General features: G+C 63.7%; 17 protein-coding genes and 1 pseudogene. 5 read left to right on the top strand and 13 right to left on the bottom strand.

The features are described from left to right. Positions 1 to 19: 19 nt before the first annotated feature. From SO140_RS04770 to SO140_RS04720, 11 genes are all read right to left on the bottom strand, one after another. Positions 20 to 844 (bottom strand): carbohydrate ABC transporter permease, encoded by an 825-nt coding sequence (locus tag SO140_RS04770; protein WP_449383793.1) that lies wholly within the window; start codon positions 842 to 844, stop codon positions 20 to 22. Beyond that, on the bottom strand, positions 841 to 1779 hold the full coding sequence (locus SO140_RS04765) for a carbohydrate ABC transporter permease (RefSeq protein ID WP_449383792.1): 939 nt from the start codon (positions 1777 to 1779) through the stop codon (positions 841 to 843). The genes SO140_RS04770 and SO140_RS04765 overlap by 4 nt, the downstream gene beginning before the upstream one ends. Next, positions 1776 to 3101: an ABC transporter substrate-binding protein gene (locus SO140_RS04760; RefSeq protein WP_449383791.1), complete on the bottom strand. Its 1326-nt coding sequence runs from the start codon at positions 3099 to 3101 to the stop codon at positions 1776 to 1778. The genes SO140_RS04765 and SO140_RS04760 overlap by 4 nt, the downstream gene beginning before the upstream one ends. An 84-nt stretch (positions 3102 to 3185) precedes the next feature. Beyond that, the gene (gene soxA, locus SO140_RS04755; RefSeq protein ID WP_449383790.1) at positions 3186 to 3968 is read right to left on the bottom strand and encodes a sulfur oxidation c-type cytochrome SoxA; all 783 of its coding nucleotides are present in this window, start codon (positions 3966 to 3968) and stop codon (positions 3186 to 3188) included. After that, positions 3965 to 4285, bottom strand: coding sequence for a thiosulfate oxidation carrier complex protein SoxZ (gene soxZ / locus SO140_RS04750; RefSeq protein ID WP_498542375.1), 321 nt, complete (start codon positions 4283 to 4285; stop codon positions 3965 to 3967). Before soxZ ends, soxA begins: the two co-directional genes overlap by 4 nt. After that, the gene (locus SO140_RS04745) at positions 4285 to 4743 is read right to left on the bottom strand and encodes a SoxY-related AACIE arm protein (RefSeq protein WP_449383788.1); all 459 of its coding nucleotides are present in this window, start codon (positions 4741 to 4743) and stop codon (positions 4285 to 4287) included. The genes soxZ and SO140_RS04745 overlap by 1 nt, the downstream gene beginning before the upstream one ends. 8 nt (positions 4744 to 4751) lie before the next feature. Next, positions 4752 to 5204 (bottom strand): sulfur oxidation c-type cytochrome SoxX, encoded by a 453-nt coding sequence (soxX, locus tag SO140_RS04740; RefSeq protein WP_449383787.1) that lies wholly within the window; start codon positions 5202 to 5204, stop codon positions 4752 to 4754. Next, on the bottom strand, positions 5197 to 6474 hold the full coding sequence (locus SO140_RS04735) for an FCSD flavin-binding domain-containing protein (RefSeq protein WP_449383786.1): 1278 nt from the start codon (positions 6472 to 6474) through the stop codon (positions 5197 to 5199). Before SO140_RS04735 ends, soxX begins: the two co-directional genes overlap by 8 nt. Before the next feature lie 46 nt (positions 6475 to 6520). Continuing rightward, positions 6521 to 8707, bottom strand: coding sequence for a xanthine dehydrogenase family protein molybdopterin-binding subunit (locus SO140_RS04730; protein ID WP_449383785.1), 2187 nt, complete (start codon positions 8705 to 8707; stop codon positions 6521 to 6523). Between the two features lie 10 nt (positions 8708 to 8717). Then, positions 8718 to 9167, bottom strand: coding sequence for a (2Fe-2S)-binding protein (locus SO140_RS04725; protein ID WP_449383784.1), 450 nt, complete (start codon positions 9165 to 9167; stop codon positions 8718 to 8720). Positions 9168 to 9398: 231 nt separating this feature from the next. Next, positions 9399 to 9788, bottom strand: a complete 390-nt coding sequence (locus tag SO140_RS04720) for an SPW repeat protein (RefSeq protein WP_449383783.1) — start codon at positions 9786 to 9788, stop codon at positions 9399 to 9401. 299 nt (positions 9789 to 10087) lie between these two features. Here SO140_RS04720 and SO140_RS04715 point away from each other — a divergent pair, with 299 nt between their 5' ends. Further along, the gene (locus SO140_RS04715) at positions 10088 to 11716 is read left to right on the top strand and encodes a B12-binding domain-containing radical SAM protein (RefSeq protein WP_449383782.1); all 1629 of its coding nucleotides are present in this window, start codon (positions 10088 to 10090) and stop codon (positions 11714 to 11716) included. On the opposite strand, the gene SO140_RS04710 is transcribed toward SO140_RS04715, so the two are convergent. Then, a complete protein-coding gene (locus SO140_RS04710; protein ID WP_498539486.1) occupies positions 11697 to 13085 on the bottom strand; it encodes an MFS transporter in 1389 nt (462 codons plus the stop codon). The two genes, SO140_RS04715 and SO140_RS04710, sit on opposite strands and share 20 nt — an antisense overlap. A gap of 168 nt (positions 13086 to 13253) precedes the next feature. On the opposite strand from SO140_RS04710, the gene SO140_RS04705 reads away from it, so the two are divergent. Continuing rightward, the gene (locus SO140_RS04705; protein WP_449383780.1) at positions 13254 to 14315 is read left to right on the top strand and encodes an isocitrate/isopropylmalate dehydrogenase family protein; all 1062 of its coding nucleotides are present in this window, start codon (positions 13254 to 13256) and stop codon (positions 14313 to 14315) included. Between the two features lie 211 nt (positions 14316 to 14526). Here SO140_RS04705 and SO140_RS04700 read toward each other — a convergent pair whose 3' ends face one another. Further along, on the bottom strand, positions 14527 to 15270 hold the full coding sequence (locus SO140_RS04700) for an SDR family NAD(P)-dependent oxidoreductase (protein WP_498539571.1): 744 nt from the start codon (positions 15268 to 15270) through the stop codon (positions 14527 to 14529). Between the two features lie 138 nt (positions 15271 to 15408). Here SO140_RS04700 and SO140_RS04695 point away from each other — a divergent pair, with 138 nt between their 5' ends. The 3 genes and pseudogenes from SO140_RS04695 to SO140_RS04685 form a co-directional block, all read left to right on the top strand. After that, positions 15409 to 16179, top strand: a complete 771-nt coding sequence (locus tag SO140_RS04695) for a methyltransferase domain-containing protein (RefSeq protein WP_449383779.1) — start codon at positions 15409 to 15411, stop codon at positions 16177 to 16179. A gap of 198 nt (positions 16180 to 16377) precedes the next feature. After that, positions 16378 to 17391: a DctP family TRAP transporter solute-binding subunit gene (locus SO140_RS04690; RefSeq protein ID WP_449383778.1), complete on the top strand. Its 1014-nt coding sequence runs from the start codon at positions 16378 to 16380 to the stop codon at positions 17389 to 17391. 256 nt (positions 17392 to 17647) lie between these two features. Continuing rightward, positions 17648 to 18001, top strand: a pseudogene (locus tag SO140_RS04685) (TRAP transporter small permease); the annotation flags it as partial. Between the last annotated feature and the right edge of the window lie 143 nt (positions 18002 to 18144).

Raw genomic sequence — 18144 nt, 5'->3', positions numbered from 1 at the left:
AGGTGGCGATGAAAGGTGCTTATCCGCCTTTCACTGCTCCCGCAGTGAGTCCGGCGACGATCTGCCGCTGCGCGAGCACCGTCAGCAGCAGCACCGGGAAGGTGACGATCAGCGCTGCGGCGGCGAGCGGGCCCCAGCTCAACTGGTCGAACGAGATCATGTTGTAGACGGCGACGGGCAGGGTGCGCGTCTCGCGTCCAGCCAGCACGATGCCAAAGACGAAGTTGTTCCAGGAGAAGATCACGGCCAGGATGAAGGCGACGGCGATGCCGGGTTTCGCGATCGGAAGAGCGACGTGGCTGAACACCTGCCAGCGTGTCGCGCCGTCGATCAGCGCTGCCTCTTCCAATTCCATCGGTGTGGTCTCGAAATAGCCGATCATGATCCAGATCACGATCGGCACCGTCACGACGAGATGGATGATGATCTGTGGCACCAGCGTGCCGAGCAATCCGAGCCACTGGAACAGGATAAACAGTGGGATCAGGTAGGACAGGCCGGGCGTGATGCGGGCGATCAGGATCACGATCGCGGATTTGTGCGCGGCCATCCGCGCGATGCCGTAGCCGGCGGGAACGCCGACGATCAGCGCCAGCGCGGTCGCGCTGCCGGTCACGATCAGGCTGTTGAAGAAATAAGTCAGGAAGCGGTTGGAGGCGAGCACGTCGACATAGTTCTTCCAGGCGATATGCTCGGGGATGAACACCGGCGGGTAGGCGGCATTGTCGACCTCGAACTTGAGCGACAATGAGGCCATCCACAGGAAGAACAGGATCGCCGGCGACACGATGACGAGGACCGAAAACCAGAGGCCGATTTGGCCAAGGATCTGACGTGGGGTCATGCGCCCCTCGCGATTTCGGTCCATAGCATGCGCTGGCGCATGTAAAGCATCAGGGCAGCGAGTGCGACGATGAGCAGGAAGAACACCACCGCGATCGCCGAACCGTAGCCGAGGTCGTAGTAGGTGAAGGCGACGCTATAGAGGTAGAGGTTGATGGTTTCCGACGCCGAGCCCGGTCCACCCTGCGTGATGGCGAAGATGATGTCGAAGCTTTTCACCGCGTCGATCATCCGGATCATGCCGGCGATGAACAGGAACGGCATGATCAGCGGCAGGGTGATGAAGCGGAACACCTGCCAGAGATTGGCGCCGTCGATCTGCGCGCTTTCGTAAGGTTCGGTCGGGATCGCGGCGAGACCGCCGAGCACGATCAGCATGACCAGCGGCGTCCACTGCCAGGTCTCGACCAGCACCAGTGAGGGAATGACGGTTGCGGGATGAAACACCCAGAGCTGCGCCGGCAGGCCGACCAGCGACAACAGGTAATTCAGCACGCCGAGCTGCGGATGAAACATCATCGTCCAGACCAGCGCGATCGCCACGGGCGTTGCCATCATCGGCATGATGAAGACGCCGCGCAGGAAGCCGCGCCCCGGGAATTTCTGGTGAAACACCACGGCCGAGAGCGTGCCGAGGACCAGCGGCAGCACCACCGACAGCACGGTGTAGACGATGGTGTGGCCCACCGACTCGAGGAAGCGCGGATCGCTCGTCAGCCGCAGATAATTTGAAGGCCCGACGAAGGTGGTCGGCGAGCCGACCTTCCACTCGTTCAGGCTCATCCAGATCGTGAACAGCCACGGGAAGATGATGATGGCGAGCACGACGACGAGCGCCGGCACCACGAACGGCCAGTAGGACGGTGGCCGCAACTCCTTCTCCGGCGCGGCATCCGATTGTGCCGCGGCCGGATTAGTTTGTGTCAACGCACTCACGCTTTCTCGCTACGCTCCAGGATCGGTCGGTACTGTTCATGGGCCTTCTTCAGCTCGGTCGCGGGATCGGCGCCGGCCAGGGTCGCGGTGATCGCGGCACCGACGAGATCACGGAATTCGGCGACCGGGATCACCACGGGCAGGCCGAGCTTGCTGATCTTGGCGGAATCGATCACCGATTGCAGCCACTCCGCCGGCATCTTGACGCCCTTCTGCACCTCGGCATCGTTCAGGATCGAGTTGCGGAACGGCACGCCACCGCCGGCCTGCAACAGCCGCGCGCCTTGCGCCTTCGAAACCGCCCACTGGCAGAGCAGATAGGCCGCTTCCTTGTTCTTGCTCGCCGCCGGAATGCCGATGCCGTCGCCGTAAGTCGCCGAGTACTGTCCTTTCGGCCCGGCAGGCACGACGGTGTAGCCGACCTTGCCGACGACGCGCGAGGCGGCGGGATCCTCCAGCGGCGGCGCCCAGCCGACGCCGTCGATCCACATCGCCGAACGTCCTTGCGTGAACGAGGCCATCGACTCCATCCAGTTGAATCCGGCGACGCCGGGCGGCGCGACTTTCGTCAGCAGCGTCTGGTAAAGCTTCGTCGCCGCGACGGCTTCGGGGCCGTCAGTCAGGATGTTGCCCTTGGCGTCGAGGAATTCGCCGCCATAGTCGAGGAAGAAGTTGGTCCACAACGTCATGTTGGCGTTGCGCAGGCCGCGCCCGACGAAGCCGTAGATGCCGTCCTTGGCATCGGTAAGCTTCTCGGCGGCCGCGACCATCTCGTCCAGCGTCTTGGGCACTGCGACGCCCTTCTTCTGGAACAACTCCTTGTTGTAGTAGAGGATGAAATAGTCGACCGACCAGGGCAGCGACAGCATCTGGCCCTTGTCGTTCTTGGCGTATTGCAGGCCTGCGGCCGAGAAATCGCTCTCGACGAGATCGGGCGCGGTCAGCGTCGGATCCTTCATGAAGGGCGTGATGTCGGCAAGCCAGCCGGCCTTTTCAAACTGCCGCTTCTGCACGTGATAGCTGAGATGCACGACGTCGAAGCTCGGCCTGCCCGAGGTGAGCTCGATGACGACCTTCTGGCGCTGCTGCTGCTCGGGAATTTGCTCCGATTCCACCTGGATGCCGGTTAGATCGGTAAACTCCTTGATGTTCTTTTGCAGGTTGTCACCGCGCGGGCCCTTGATGAGCATCACCTCCAGCTTGGTCCCGGCATATTTCTTCCAATTGACCTCGGCATGAGCCGGGAATCCGGTCAGGCTGAGCGCGCCAGCCGCAGCGGTCCCCTGCAAAAGCGTGCGGCGCGAAATACGATGGTCAGCCACGTCTGTCCTCCCTGTGACTCGTTTCTTGGGAGGGGATACTAGCGTCCGCGTCGCGCCTGCCTAGTCCTAATATTCCTCTGCGGATCAAGGCCGCACGGCCGGGCTCTCCATGGGCATGCCGCGCGCCCGCGCCATCAGATAGAGCTCGAGCGCGACCAGCTCCGGCGCGCCGTAGTCATAGGCTTGGGCACGGACCCCGGTCATGCAGCTTCGCAAACGCCGCTCCAGTGATCCCAGCGTCTGCCATTCCAGGCGATAGAGCGGGTAGCCGGTCGGCTGCCCCTGCGTGGCCGGTGCGCCCGCCAGATGCTTGTCGTAGTTGTCGTCATGACAATTAGCGCATGCGAGGTTGAGCTGTCCCTGTCGCTGCATGAAGAGCGCGCGGCCCTGGTCTACGAACGGTTGGAGCTCGGGATCGTCGCCGGCCGTGATCGCGACCCCGCGCGACTGGTGCGCGACGAAGGCTTCGAGCGCGAGCAGGTCTCGGCTCTCGTAAGGCAGCGACGTTGCCTGTTGATGGTTGGCGCGGCAGAGATTGATACGCTGGCCGAGCGTGACGGGGCGACCGAGCGTCTTGTCGAAGGCGGGATAGCGCGCGGCGACGCCCTTCATCGTCTCGCGCGCATCGCCATGGCAATCGGCGCACGCCTTGCCGGCGCTGCCGCCTTTCGTCTTCCACAGTGTTTCGCCGTCCATCACGAACAGCATGCCTGGATTGGACGTATCGTCGTCCTGCATCGCGCGCGTGTCGGGTCCCATGAAGGAATAGCCGGAGCGGCGCTCATCCTGCGGGATTTCGCCGGCGAGCAGCGCAGGTGCGGCGACGAGCAGCATCATCGTAGCGACTATCGTGCGTGCAAGACTCATTCGACCGTGATCGACGCCGACGCGGTCGATACAAAGCCGTTGTCGCCGATCCATTCGAACTCGAACCTGCCGCTCTCCCTGGCGACCGTGAAGAACGACAGATACGGGTTTGCTGCGATCGCCGGGAAGAGGTCGGCGCGAAAGATCTCGGTGCCGTTGTAGCGGCAGGTAAAGGTCGTGATGATGTCTCGCGGCACGAGGTCGCCGGCCGCCGTGCGGCGAAAACCGGTCTCCATGATGTGCGAGGTCAGCGTCCTGATCTCGATCACATCGCCGCGCCCGGCTTTCGGGGGAACGTTGATCAGGGCCGAGGCCATCAGTTCACCTCCTCGGTGCAGGCGGCAAGCGTCACGACGACATCGGCCGCAACTTGCCAGAAGGAATCGTCGGACAGGCGCGCGATCGCGACCACCTTCTGGCTGTCGGCGAGCCGGATCCGGGTCGAGACCTGCGCGCGCCCGGCCCATGGGCCGAGATGGAAATTGCCGACGTTTGGCTGCGGGTTCTTCTCGTTGAAGACGTGGATGCTCTTGACGTAGTCGGTTGCCGTCATCGGGCTTGCCACGCTGACCGTCATCGGCACGGTGTTGCCGTTCTCGACCAGCGGCGGAATGTCGAGCCTGATCTTGCCGCTGCGCAGTTGTGCTTCGCCAACGACGTTGCGGATCGCCGTGCTGAGCATCGCAGGTGTCGCCTCGAGCCGGCGGACCGTGACGATGGGGATCGTCGCGGCGGCGACCGTGAGGTGCAATAATTGCCGACGTGTGCTTGGCATTCCCTGTCCTAGTCCCGAAGCGTTGCAAGATAGGCCACGATGTCCTCGATCTGGCCCGGATTCAGGATCGGCTTGCCGCCAAGATTGCGGCCGACGCGAACGAGCCCGTCAGTGCGATAGTAGGACGGCATGATGGTCTTTCGGTTGAACTGCGATGCGTCCACCAATCGCAGCCGCAACTGACTTGTCGACCAGCGGTTCCCCGCGCCTGCAAGATCAGGCGCCAGATCGCCCTGGAACCGGGTTTCCGGAAACGGCCCGGAATGGCAGAGGATGCAGGTCGTGCTGCGATCGAGCACCAAGGCGCGCCCGCGCGCCGCATCGCCGGGCGAACCAGTGAGCGACTCCGGAATGCCGTCGCCAACGATGGTATAGGACACCGGCGCCTGCGCCTTCGCGCCGGCGGAAAGCGCAAAGCTTGCCACGATCAGCGCGGCGATATGGAGCATCGCTCTAGCCAAAGGTCGCCGCCGTGATGGATTGAAACCAGCGCTCGGCGTCCGCAGCCTCGCGGGCGCGTCGTTCGGGCGGTGCGTCGAGGGGGCTGGTGGCGCCGCCCTCGACTTCTGCAAAGATGTCACCCTTCGGCTGATAGTTGCCGGCGAGCGAAAAGCCGTAAGCGGGCGCGACAGTGTTGTAGCAGACGCCGGTCAGCCGCGGTGTCTGTGGCGCTCGGCCAGCCAAGAGATCGATGATCGCCTTCGCGCAGCTCCGTCCTTGCGCGCTCGCGGCTGAGGCCGATTTCGGAATGCCGCCGCCGAGGCAGGCATCGCCGATGACATGGACGTTCGGCAGGAGCCTGGATTCGAACGTCATGGGATCGATCGGGCACCAGCCGGTCGTATCCGCTACCCCGGCAATCGCCGCGATGCGCCCGGCGCGCTGCGGCGGAATGACGTTGGCGACTTGCGGGGTGTAATTGCCGAATTCGGTGATGACAGTGTTGCTCGCTGGATCGACGGAGGTGACGCGGCCGCCCTGCGACAGCGATACGCGCTCGATCATGCCGCCGTAAAGCTCCACCCATGCCTTCTCGAATAGCTTCTGTTGCGTGAAATTGTCCTTGGCGTCCAGGATCAAGACTTTCGAGCGGGGCTTCCGCGTCTTGAGATAATGCGCGATCAGGCTGGCGCGCTCGTAAGGAGCAGGCGGGCAGCGCGAGGGATTGGCGGGCACCGCGATTGCGACGAGTCCGCCATCCTCCATCGCCTCCAATTGCCTGCGCAGCAGCATGGTTTGCTCGCCGGCCTTCCAGGCGTGCGGCATCTTTTGGCTTGCGGCTTCGTCATAGCCGGGCAGGGCCGCGAAATGGAAGTCGACACCGGGCGAAAGCACGAGACGGTCATAGGGAAGGGATGAGCCATCGCCCAGCGTAACGCGCCGCGCTTGCGGATCGACCGCGGTCGCGGCTTGCGCGATGACAGTTACACCATCAGCGGCGATCTTCTCATAGCCGAACTGCTGCGCCTCGATCTCGCGCAGGCCTGCGATCACCGCGTTGCTGAACGGGCAGGCCGTGAAGGTGCTGTTCGGCTCGACCAGTGTGACCTGCAAATCAGTTTCGCTCCGCTTCAGCGCGCGGGCACAGGCGGCCCCGCCGAAGCCGCCGCCGATCACGACGAGGCGCGCCATGCCTTGCGCGCGCGCAATCCCCGGCAGGGCCAGCGATGCGGCCGCGATGCCGAAGACGGCTTTCCGCCGTGTCACCGGGTAGGTCGTCATGCGCGTCATCCGGAAAATGCTGCGGCGGCCCTTGGGCCGCCACAGCCGCGCCTTCTCAAGCGAAGGTGATGTTCTGGTCGCGCAGCGGCGCCGAGCGGATGCGTTTTCCCGTCGCCGCGAAATAGGCGTTGAGCACCGCGGGTGCCGCGACCCCGATGGTCGGCTCGCCGACGCCGCCCCAGAACCCGCCGCTCGGCACCATTGCCGCTTCCACCTTCGGCATCTCGTTGATGCGCATCGAGTTGTAGGTGTCGAAGTTGGTTTGCTCGATGCGGCCGTCCTTGACGGTGCAGCCGCCATAGAACAGCGCGCTCAGGCCAAAGACGAAGGAGCCCGCGATCTGGCGTTCCACCTGTGCCGGATTGACGATGTATCCGGGATCGGTGGAGGCGACGATGCGATGCACCTTGATCTTGCTGCCATCGGTCACCGAGATTTCGGCGGCGCCGGCAACATAGCTGCCGTAGCCCATGATCTGCGCGATGCCGCGATAGACTCCCTGCGGAGCCGGCTTGCTCCAGCCGATCTTCTCCGCCACGGCATTGAGCACCGCCAGATGCTTGGGATGATTGCCCATCAGCTTGCGGCGGAATTCGAGCGGGTCCTGGCCTGCGGCGTGGGCCAACTCGTCCATGAAGCATTCCATGTAGATCGCGTTGTGATTGACGTTGACGCCGCGCCAGAAGCCGGGTGGGACGTGCGGATTGCGCATCGCATGCTCGATCAGGAGGTTCGGCACCGAATAGCCGAACGCGGCTTCGCCTGATTGGGCGACGCCTTGGAACGCGGCCGGATCCATGCCGTTCTGCAGCGCCTCGGGTCGGAGCGAGAACAGGATCGACTGCCCGGAGAGGCGGTAGTGCAGCGCGACCAGATTGTTGTCGGCATCGAACGCGCCGGTCATCTTGCACTGGGTGATCGGATGATACCTGCCGTGCGCCATGTCCTCTTCGCGCGACCACAACAGCTTGACCGGCGTGCCCGGCATCTGCTTCGCGATCGCGACCGCCTGGCGGACATAGTCGGTCTGGCCGCGCCGGCCGAAGCCGCCGCCAAGCATCAGCTTGTGCACGTCGCACTTCTCTGCCGGCAGGCCAGAGGCCTCCAGCACCGCCGCGAAGGCGGCCTCGCCGTTCTGCGTGCCGCACCAGACCTCGCATTTGTCCGCCGTGTAGAGCGCAGTGGCGTTCATCGGCTCCATGGTGGCGTGGTTCTGGTAGGGATAGTTGTAGATGGCCTCGACCTTCTTGGCGGCGCCTGCAATCGCCGTCTTGGCGTCGCCGTTCTTGTTGCCGACATAGGCCGGCTGCTCGTTGTCGAGGCCCTCGGCCAGCCACTTCGCGATCGACTCGCTGGAGACCTTTGCGTTGTCGCCCTCGTCCCATACGATCGGCAGCGCTTCCAGGGCAGTCTTGGCGTGCCACCAGGTATCGGCAACGACCGCGACCGCACTGTCGCTGACCTTGACGACCTTCTTGACGCCTTTCATGCCGGCGATCTTGGCTTCGTCAAAGCTCTTCACCTTGCCGCCGAACACCGGACAGTCCTTGATCGCGGCATTCAGCATGCCCGGTAGCTTGACGTCGATGCCGTAAGTCATCGTGCCGGTGGTCTTGTCGGCGGTGTCGAGCCGCTGCAAGCCTTTGCCTGCGATTGTCCAGTCCTTTGGATCTTTCAGCTTGACCTCGGTCGGCGGCGTCAGCTTCGCCGCGGCTTCGGCGACCTTGCCGTAGGTAGTGGTCCGGCCCGACGGCGTGTGGGTGATGACGCTCTTGCTGACGGTGCATTCGGACGCCGGCACTTTCCACTCATTGGCCGCGGCCTGGATCAGCATCACGCGCGCCGTGGCGCCCCCCTTGCGCACGTAGTCCTGCGAGCTGCGGATGCCGCGGCTGCCACCGGTCGAGAAATCGCCCCAGGCGCGCTTGCGGGCGACACTCTGGCCGGGTGTTGGATATTCGGTCGTGACCTTCGACCAGTCGCATTCCAGTTCCTCGGCCACGAGCTGCGCAAGGCCGGTCAGCGAGCCCTGGCCCATCTCTGAGCGGGCGATGCGGATCACCACGGTGTCGTCGGGCCGCACCACGACCCAGGCGTTCACTTCGGGCGAGCCGTCGGCGGCGCGGACCACGGCAGGACCGCCGAAGGGAATGTCGAGGCCGAGTGCGAGGCCGGTGCCGATCGCGGCGGTGCCGATGACGAAGGCACGGCGATTCATCGCGGGTGAAACGTGCTCGTTCATGGCCGCCTCCTCAAGCGTTCACGATCGTGTGGATCGCTTCGCGCACCTGCTGGAAAGTGCCGCAGCGGCAGATATTGGTGATGGCCTCGTCGATATCGACGTCGGTCGGCTTCGGCTTCTCCTTGAGCAGCGCCGCGACCGCCATGATCATGCCGCTCTGGCAATAGCCGCATTGCGGTACGTCATGGGCAATCCACGCCTGCTGCACCTTGTGCAGCGTGCCGCCGCTCGCCAGCCCCTCGATCGTGGTGATCTGCTTGCCCATGGCCTCGCTGACCGCGACGCCGCAGGAGCGGATCGCGACTCCGTCGATGTGAACGGTGCAGGCGCCGCATTGCGCGATGCCGCAGCCATATTTGGTGCCGGTCAGGCCGACGTTCTCGCGGATCGCCCAGAGCAGCGGCGTATCCGGCTCGACGTCGACAGTGATTGATTTTCCGTTGATCGTAAGGTTTGCCATCGCAGTCCCCTGATTGGCCCATCCACCGATGAGGCCCAAGGCGCGCAATTTGTCCGGCAAACGGAACCGTTTCAAATCAACAATCTGGGGTTGGGCCGAAGAATTTTGCTGGTCGGCAGGAAGATTGCCGCTTGCGCGGTGTTGCGGCCACGCGAACGGCTATGCGGGATGCGCACTGGAAATGCGCGTACAACTCATGACGTCCCGGGCCGTGTCGCGCTGCGTCGCACTCTATTGGTGAGGTCCTTCCTGTCCGCCGGGCGAAGCAAATTCCTCCGGGTGCCTCTTCTCGTAGTGGAGGAAGAGATCGAGCAGGGCCAGAAGCACGACGACCACACCTATTCCGATGCTGATGTGCATGGCCCGCGTATGCGGGAATCCGAGGAGCCAGGGCGAAACGATGAGCCAGGCTCCCATGAGGACGTTGAGCCATTCCTCCCAATCCCGATAGGTGATGACGGCCGCCAGCGAGACCAAACCGATGATGATGCCCGTGACCCAGAGGTCAACCTTGCCTTGCTCGTTGGTGAGCCTGAACAGCCACGGCGATAAGAACAATACGGCGGCGAGAAACAGGTTGTAGAGATCGGGGACCGTTTCGCGCTCTTGCCACTTGCTCATGACACACCTCCTGCGCGTGAGGATACCCTCAGGAAAAGCCTATTGCCGCCGCTCGGTTCCCCCTGAACGAGCGCCGGCGGAATAGACTTTGGTCGCGGATGAGTTCCCCGAGGATGCCGGCGCCGGTGAGTCGTTCGCTTCGTCCCGAAACGTCGGCAAAGCGGCCTGTCACGACGCCCGGCTGATGACAATTCCAGCGTTTGACTCTCACTGGAACAGAAAGTGAGAGTTAGTTCCGCTTGTAGGGGTGCAAGACGGGCGTGTTTTGATACACTCCGCACAAAGCCTTAGGGGGGTCCATGAACGTGCCGCGGCCTTGCAACGTGCTCATGCTCTATCCGCTGTTCACCGCGGAGTCGTTCTGGAGTTTTGGCGAGTCCTGCAAATTGATGGGCGTCCGGCGACCCGCAGCTCCCCTGGGGCTGATCACCGTCGCGGCGATGTTACCCGAGAGTTGGACGATACGTCTCATCGACTGCAACACCACGCCGCTTGGCGATGACGATCTCGACTGGGCGGACGTCGTCTTCACCGGCGGGATGTTGCCGCAACAAACCGATACGCTGCGGCTGATCGAGCTTTGCCGCGCGAAAACGAAGCCCGTCGTCGTCGGCGGCCCCGATCCGACATCGAGCCCCCATCTCTACGCGCGAGCCGACTTTCAGGTGCTGGGCGAGGCCGAGAGCGTTATCGGCGAGTTCGTCGCCGCCTGGGAGAGCGGCGCGCGATCGGGCGTCTTCACCGCGCCGAAATTCCAGGCCGACGTGACCAGGACGCCCGTGCCGCGTTTCGACCTCCTGAAATTCGAGGACTACCTCTATCTCGGCGTGCAGTATTCGCGCGGTTGCCCTTTCACCTGCGAGTTCTGCGACATCATCGAGCTCTACGGACGCGTCCCGCGCACCAAGACGACACAGCAGATGTTCACCGAGCTCGAGACGCTGTACCGGATGGGCTACCGCGGCCATCTCGATTTCGTCGACGACAATTTCATCGGCAACAAGAAGTCGCTCAAGCTGTTCCTTCCCGAGCTCGCCGCATGGCAGCGCGCGCACGACTATCCCTTCGAATTCTCGACCGAAGCCTCGGTCAACCTCGCCGATGATCCGGAACTCCTGGACATGATGGCCAAGGCCAATTTCTTCGGCATCTTCGTCGGCATCGAAAGCCCAGACCCGGCGACCCTCGTCGCGATGCGCAAGAAGCAGAACACGCGGCGCAATATCGCCGAGAGCATTCATAAGATCTACGGGGCAGGGATGCTTGTCACCGCCGGCTTCATCGTGGGCTTCGACAGCGAGAAGGTCTCGATGGCCGAGGCCATGATCGAGTTCATCGAGGACGCGGCCATTCCGGTCTGCATGGTCGGGCTGCTCTTTGCCTTGCCCAATACGCAGCTGACGCGACGTCTCGCCCGCGAAGGCCGGCTGCGGCCGAACCACGATTCGGCGGCATCGACCATGAGCGGTGGCGATCAGTGCACCGCCGGGATCAATTTCGACCCGGTTCGCCCGCTGCGCGACATCCTGACGGACTACAGGCAAGTTCTGGAGAAGATCTATGACCCGGCTGCCTATGCGAGTCGTATCGACCGGTTGATGACGCTGCTCGACCGCTCGCGGCAGCGGCCGGAGCTTCCCGAGGGCGACATTCGCAACAAGGTACGTGCACTGGAAACCGTGCATCGCGTGACGTCAGCCATTCCCGAAGCGCACGGCCCGCTCTGGAAAACCTTCCTGAGTTGCGCCAAGCGCGACACGTCGTCGGCCCGGGTCGCGGTCGCGATGATCGCGGCCTATGCGCATCTCGGGCCGTTCTCGCGGCGGGTCATCGACGCCATCGATGCGCGCCTGGCTGCTTTGGACGAGCAAATGCCGATCCCGGCAACGGTCGCGTCCGCGTCGCAGCCTATTTCACCGCCAGCCTGAGGAAGCTCATCACGCTGCCGAGCGCGGCGAAACCGGCGCCGAGCGCCAGGGCGACGGTCGCGCCGTCATGCCCCGCAAGCGCAAAGCAGAGCGCAGCGAGCGCCGCGCCGGTCGTCTGTCCGGTCAGGCGCGCGGTGGCGACAATGCCGCTCGCGCTGCCGCTTCTGTGCGGCGGTGCGCTTGACATCACCGCCTTCATGTTCGGCGCCTGGAAGAAGCCGAACCCCATGCCGCAGATCACCATGCGCCAGATGATGTTGAGGATGGAAGGATTGGCCGGAAGCGTCGCCAAGAGCGCCATGCCGATGCCGAGCAGCACGAGCCCGATGCCGCCCAACAGTCCGACCGCGTGGCGGTCGGAGAGGCGTCCCGCGATCGGCGCCATGATGCCGACCACCAGCGGCCACGGCGTCATGAAGAAGCCGGTCTCGACCTGGGAGCGTCCCAGCACGTCCTCGAAATAGAACGGCAGCGAGACGAAGGCGAGGCCCTGCACGGCGAACGAGCAGACCGCGGTCGCGGCCGACAGCGCGAACATCGGACGGCTGAACAGGTCGATCGGCAGCATCGGCGCGGGATGGTCGGCATGCCGGCGCGTCAGGATGAAGCCGATCACGAGCGCCGTGACCAGCTCGACCGCGACGAGGCGAGGGGAGAGATTATGCGCCGCGCTGCCGATGCCGGTGATGAAAAGGCCGAGGCAGATCGCCGCCAGCACGGCGCCGAGGAAATCAAAGCCATGATCGGCGCGCGGCGTCTTCGGCAGCATCGCAAAGCCGATGCCCATGGCGACGAGGCCAAAGGGAATGTTGACCGCGAACAGCCAGGGCCACGGCCCGAGGGCGAGGATCGCGGACGCGATCGACGGCCCGATTGTGAAGGCGGTCGCGACCACCAGCGCGTTGTGGCCGAAGCCGCGGCCCTGCATCCGCCCGGGATAGACGAAGCGCACGAGAGCCGTGTTGACGCTCATGATGCCGCTGGCGCCGAGGCCCTGCAGCGTGCGCGCCACCAGCAGGCTCGGCAGCGACCAGGCCACCGCACAGAGCAGCGATGCGATCGTGAACAGGAGAAGCCCGCCGAGATAGATGCGCTGATGGCCGACGATCTCGCCGAGCGCTCCCAGTGGCAACAGCGTCGCGACCAGCGCGATCTGGTAGACGTTGACCACCCAGACCACCTGCTCGGGACTGACATGAAGATCGGCCGCGATGGCGGGCAGGGCGATATTGGCGATCGCGGTATCGAGCGAGGCCATCGCAAGCGCTGTGAAGATCGCGGCGACCGCCCAGCGCCGGCGTTCGGCCGGCAGGCCGTCGGCGATGGGACGTTCGGGCTCCTTCGTGAGCGCAGGTAACGTGATTGTCATTGCCTGCGCTGTCTCCGCAAAGCGTGGGTTGAGTGTTGCTTCCGGCATGTACTACGGCCGCGCTGCGTGCCACAGGCATATGCTTGCATACGGCTATGCGCGAAGATCGGGCGATGATTGCGCGCCATGGCGTATGATCGGACCGAGCTGGCTTGAGAGGAATGACCGATGCAAATTGTGGTTCTGCCGGGTGACGGCATCGGGCCGGAGATCACGGCCGCGACCACGGGCGTGCTGCGGGTGGCGTCCGAACGCTTCCAGCTCAATCTCAGGCTCGAGGAGCATGCCATCGGCCACGCCAGCCTTGCGCAGTTCGGCACGACGGTGCGGCCCGAGCTCCTGGACGTGGTGCGAGTTGCGGATGGCTTGATTCTCGGGCCGACCGCGACCTTCGATTTCAAGGACGAGGCGCGCGGTGAGATCAATCCGTCGCGTTACTTCCGCAAGAACCTCGATCTGTTCGCCAACATTCGCCCCGCGCGCACCTATCAGGGGCGGCCCGGCAGGCTCGGCGATTTCGATCTCGTCGTTGTGCGCGAGAACACCGAAGGCTTTTATGCCGACCGCAACATGGAAGAGGGCAATGGCGAACTGCTGGTCACATCAGATGTCGTGATCTCGCTCCGCCGGATCACGCGGTTGTGCTGCAAGCGCATCGCGCACGCTGCTTGCCGGCTCGCGATGAAGCGGCGCAAGCATCTCACCATCGTGCACAAGGCCAATGTGCTCAAGATCGGCGATGGCATGTTTCTGAACATCTGCCGCGAGGCGGCGAGGGACTATCCTGGCCTCGAGGTCGACGACGTCCTGGTCGACGCCATGATGGCGCATGTCGTGCGCAACCCCGGCAGCTTCGATGTGATCGTCGCCACCAACATGTTCGGCGATATCCTGTCCGATCTCACCGCGGAGTTGTCCGGCAGCCTCGGCCTCGGCGGCTCCCTCAATGTCGGCGACCGCCATGCCATGGCGCAGGCCGCGCACGGCTCAGCGCCCGATATCGCAGGAAAGGATATCGCCAATCCGGTGTCGCTGATCCTGTCGACCGCACTGCTGCTGGCCTGGCACGGCGAGAGGAGCGGTGCGGCTCGCTGTGAGGAGGCCGCCAACGCGATCGAGGCGGCGGTAGAAAAAGCGATTGAGCAGGGGAAGGCGACGCGCGACGTCGGTGGCAAGCTTGGCACGATCGCGGCGGGTGCCGCGATCGCGGAGATCTTGCGGGCGGGGTGAGGGAAGCTTCCGGGTTGATCGTGGAGCTGCTCGCTCCGGAATGGTGCGATGATCGCAGATTGCTGGTGATTTGCTCGACGTGTCAAATGTAGCGCGGAGGGGCAACGCGTCATCCGGCCACCGCGTTTCTACTTTGCATGGGGTTGTTTTTCGGTTTTTTACCGGAGGTCGCACCGCCGCCGCGGCGGCGGGTGCGCTCTCGGCGATCAGATCAGAACTGATACCTCCGCAGCCCCCCATCCACCGGGATCACCGTGCCCGTGATGTACCGCGCCACGGGTGATGCGAGAAACACCGCGAGCGCCGCGAGGTCCTCCGGCTCGCCCCAATAGCCGACCGGGATCTCCTCCTCCGCAAAGCGCTCGCGATAATCAGCCGGATAGTTGCGGCGGATCTGCTCGCTCATGATGCGGCCGGGCGGGATGCAGTTGATGGTGATGCCGTGCTTGCCGATCTCGCGCGACAGGCCCTTGGCCCAGGCATGCACGGCGGCCTTGGCGGCGAAGGCGGCGTTCAGCCCTTCCGGTTCGGACTTGCCGGTGATGTTGATGATGCGGCCCCAGTTGCGCTCCATCATCTGCGGCAATAGCGCATGCGCGATGCGGCGGTAGCTGGTGAAATTCAGCGCGATCGCTTCGTCCCATTTGCTGTCGGGCGCATCGACCGGCAGCGGACGGCTGCCGCCGGCATTGTTGACGAGGATGTCGACATGGCCGAGCTCCCTGAGCGCGAAGGCGGCGAGCCGTTCGGCGGCGTCCTTGGCCATCACATCCTGCTCGAACGGCGTGACCAGTCCCGCGCCTGTCTCCTGCACGAGCTGGTCGAGCAGGTCCTTGCGCCGCGCCGCCGCCACCACGCGCACGCCCTCAGTGGCAAGGCCCTTGGCAATGGCGCGGCCGATGCCGATGCTCGCCCCGGTGACGACTGCGGTTTTCGACTTGAGCCCGAGGTCCATGGTCATACGCTCTCTTGTTTGCTTTTGTTGTGCTTACGGTTCGTTTCCAACCTGTCCCGGAAGCGATTTGCCCGACCGGGACGAGCAGTGGTAACGAAGAGCCAAGGCGAAGGAAACACGAAAAACAGGTTCGCGAAGATGGTGTGGGATCCGCAGCAATATCTGAAATTCTCCGGCCACCGCTTGAGGCCGGCGGTCGATCTCTTGATGCGCATCCCGGATTTTGCCGTCTCTGATATTGCCGATCTCGGTGCCGGTGCCGGCAACGTCACGAAACTGATCAAGGAGCGCTGGCCGAATGCTGCCGTCACCGGCGTCGAGGGTTCGGCCGAGATGGTCGCCGCCGGCCGCATGGCGGCGCCGGAGGTGGAATGGTCACATGAGGATCTCGGCCATTGGCGCCCGCCGAAGCAATACGACCTGATCTATTCCAATGCCGCATTGCACTGGCTGCCCAATCATGCGGCACTCTTTCCTTCGCTGATGCAGAAGGTCACCCCCGGCGGCATGCTTGCGGTGCAGATGCCGCGCAACTTCACCGCGCCCTCGCATGTGCTGATCGGCGAGACCGCGCTGAACGGTCCGTGGCGGGCCAAGGTCGAGCATCTCGTCACCCCGCCGCCGGTCGAGGGACCGGCCTTCTATCACGATCTTCTCGCTCCGATGTCGGCCAATATCGACATCTGGGAGACCGAATATCTCCAGGTCCTGGAAGGCGAAAATCCCGTCAAGGAATGGACCAAGGGCACCTGGCTGACGCGCTATCTCGACGTCCTGCAGGGCGAAGAGAAGGCAGCCTTCGAGGCCGACTATGGAACGCGCGTCGCGAAGGCCTACCCGAAGAATGCGGCGGGGCAGACGCTGTTTCCGTTCCGGCGGCTGTTCATGGTCGCCCAGCGCAAGGGTTAACTTCGTTCGCCGATGCGACATAAGCGCTCGCCCGTCGGGGCTGGAGCGGGCGCAAACTTGCGTATACAAAAGCCGTCAAGGTGATTTGGCTGCGGCAAATTGGGCTTAGGTCTAGTTGTTCGCCTGGTGGTTTGCTGCCACTAAAGGGACTGGAAAAACCAAAAAGAACCGGTCCTAAAGGTTGTTGGGAGGTACCTAATGCGCAAACTGCTGCTTGCGGCCGCCACGGCTGCGCTCGTCTCGACGTTCATATTGGCCCCTGCTGCGGTGCAGGCCCAGAGCCCGATCGTCATCAAGTTCAGCCACGTCGTCGCCAACGATACGCCCAAGGGCAAGGGCGCGCTCAAGTTCAAGGAGCTCGCCGAGAAATACACCGACGGCAAGGTCAAGATCGAGGTCTATCCGAACTCCTCGCTCTACAAGGACAAGGAGGAAATCGAGGCGCTCCAGCTCGGTTCGGTGCAGATGCTCGCGCCCTCGACCGCGAAATTCGCGCCGCTCGGGGTGAAGGAGTTCGAGGCGCTCGACCTTCCCTGGCTGTTCAAGGACGACGAGACCTACGCCGCCGCCATGAAGGGCACCGTTGGCAAGTGGCTGTTCCAGAAACTGGAGGCAAAAGGCATCACTGGTCTGGCCTATTGGGACAACGGCTTCCACATGGTGTCCTCAAGCCGTCCGCTGATGAAGCCCGCCGACTTCCAGGGGCTGAAGTTCCGCATCTCCGGCTCCAAAATCGCCGACCAGTATTTCCGTCTCGTCGGCTCGATCCCGCAGATCATGGCGTTCTCCGAAGTCTATCAGGCCTTGCAGACCGGCGTTGTCGACGGCTGCGAGAACACGGCCTCGAACTACCTGACGCAGAAGTTCTACGAGGTGCAGAAGGACATCACTGTGTCCTATCACGCGCATCTGCAATACGCAGTGATCGTCAATTCGAAATTCTGGTCCGGCCTGCCGCCGGACATCCGCACCCAGCTCGAGAAGGCGATGGCGGAGGCCACCGACTACACCAACTCGATCGCGCGCCAGGAGAACGAGGACGCGCTCGCCGAGATCAAGAAGTCGGGCAAGACCACGCTGCATTATCTCTCCGATGCCGACCGCAAGGCGTGGCAGGAGGCGATGCAGCCGACATATAAATGGGCCAAGGGCCGGGTCGGGCAGGAGGTGCTCGATCTCGTCGCCAAGGAACTCGACGTCAAGATGAACTGACGCGGCCTGGCGTAGAACAACAACAAGAACGGTCGGGAGTGAACGCACTCCCGGCCGTTTCGGTCTGATAGGGGGACTTGATTTGCTTCGCGTGCTCAATCGTGCGCTCAATTATCTCGAAGAGTGGCTGATCGCGACGCTCATTGCGGCTGCAACGGGCCTGATCTTCATTGCCGTGCTGCATCGCTACGGTGCCGGCGAATCGATCGCTCTCGCCAGATGGGCGACTGCGCACGGGCTTACCTGGCTCGACGCCATGGCGCAGGGCCTGTTCACCTTCCTCTCAGAGCTCGACCTGTCCTGGGCGCAGGAGCTCTGCATCTACATGTTCATCTGGATGGCGAAGTTTGGCGCAGCCTATGGCGTGCGCACCGGCATCCATGTCGGCGTCGACCTGCTCGTCAACCGCCTGCCCGAACATTCCCGCAAGCACGTGATCCTGTTCGCGCTGCTCTGCGGCGCGATCTTCACCGGCATGATCGCGGCCTTCGGCGCCTCCTTCGTCGGCGAGATGTTCCACACCGGACAGCAGTCGAACGACCTGGAAGCGCCGATGTGGATCGTCTATCTGGCGATCCCGCTCGGCTCCGGCCTGATGTGCTTCCGCTTCCTCCAGGTCGCTTGGTTCTATTTCTGGACCGGCGAGCTGCCGCATCACGACGAGACCCATGTCGAGGGCGTGCAGGCCGACGGCTCCCCGGCGCTGCATCCGCAGCCCGCCGGCGCTGCGACGAAAGCGGCTTCGCGAAAAAT

The sequence above is a fragment of the Bradyrhizobium sp. UFLA05-108 genome (genome assembly GCF_059803455.1).
This window is presented reverse-complemented; position numbering and strand designations above follow the sequence as displayed.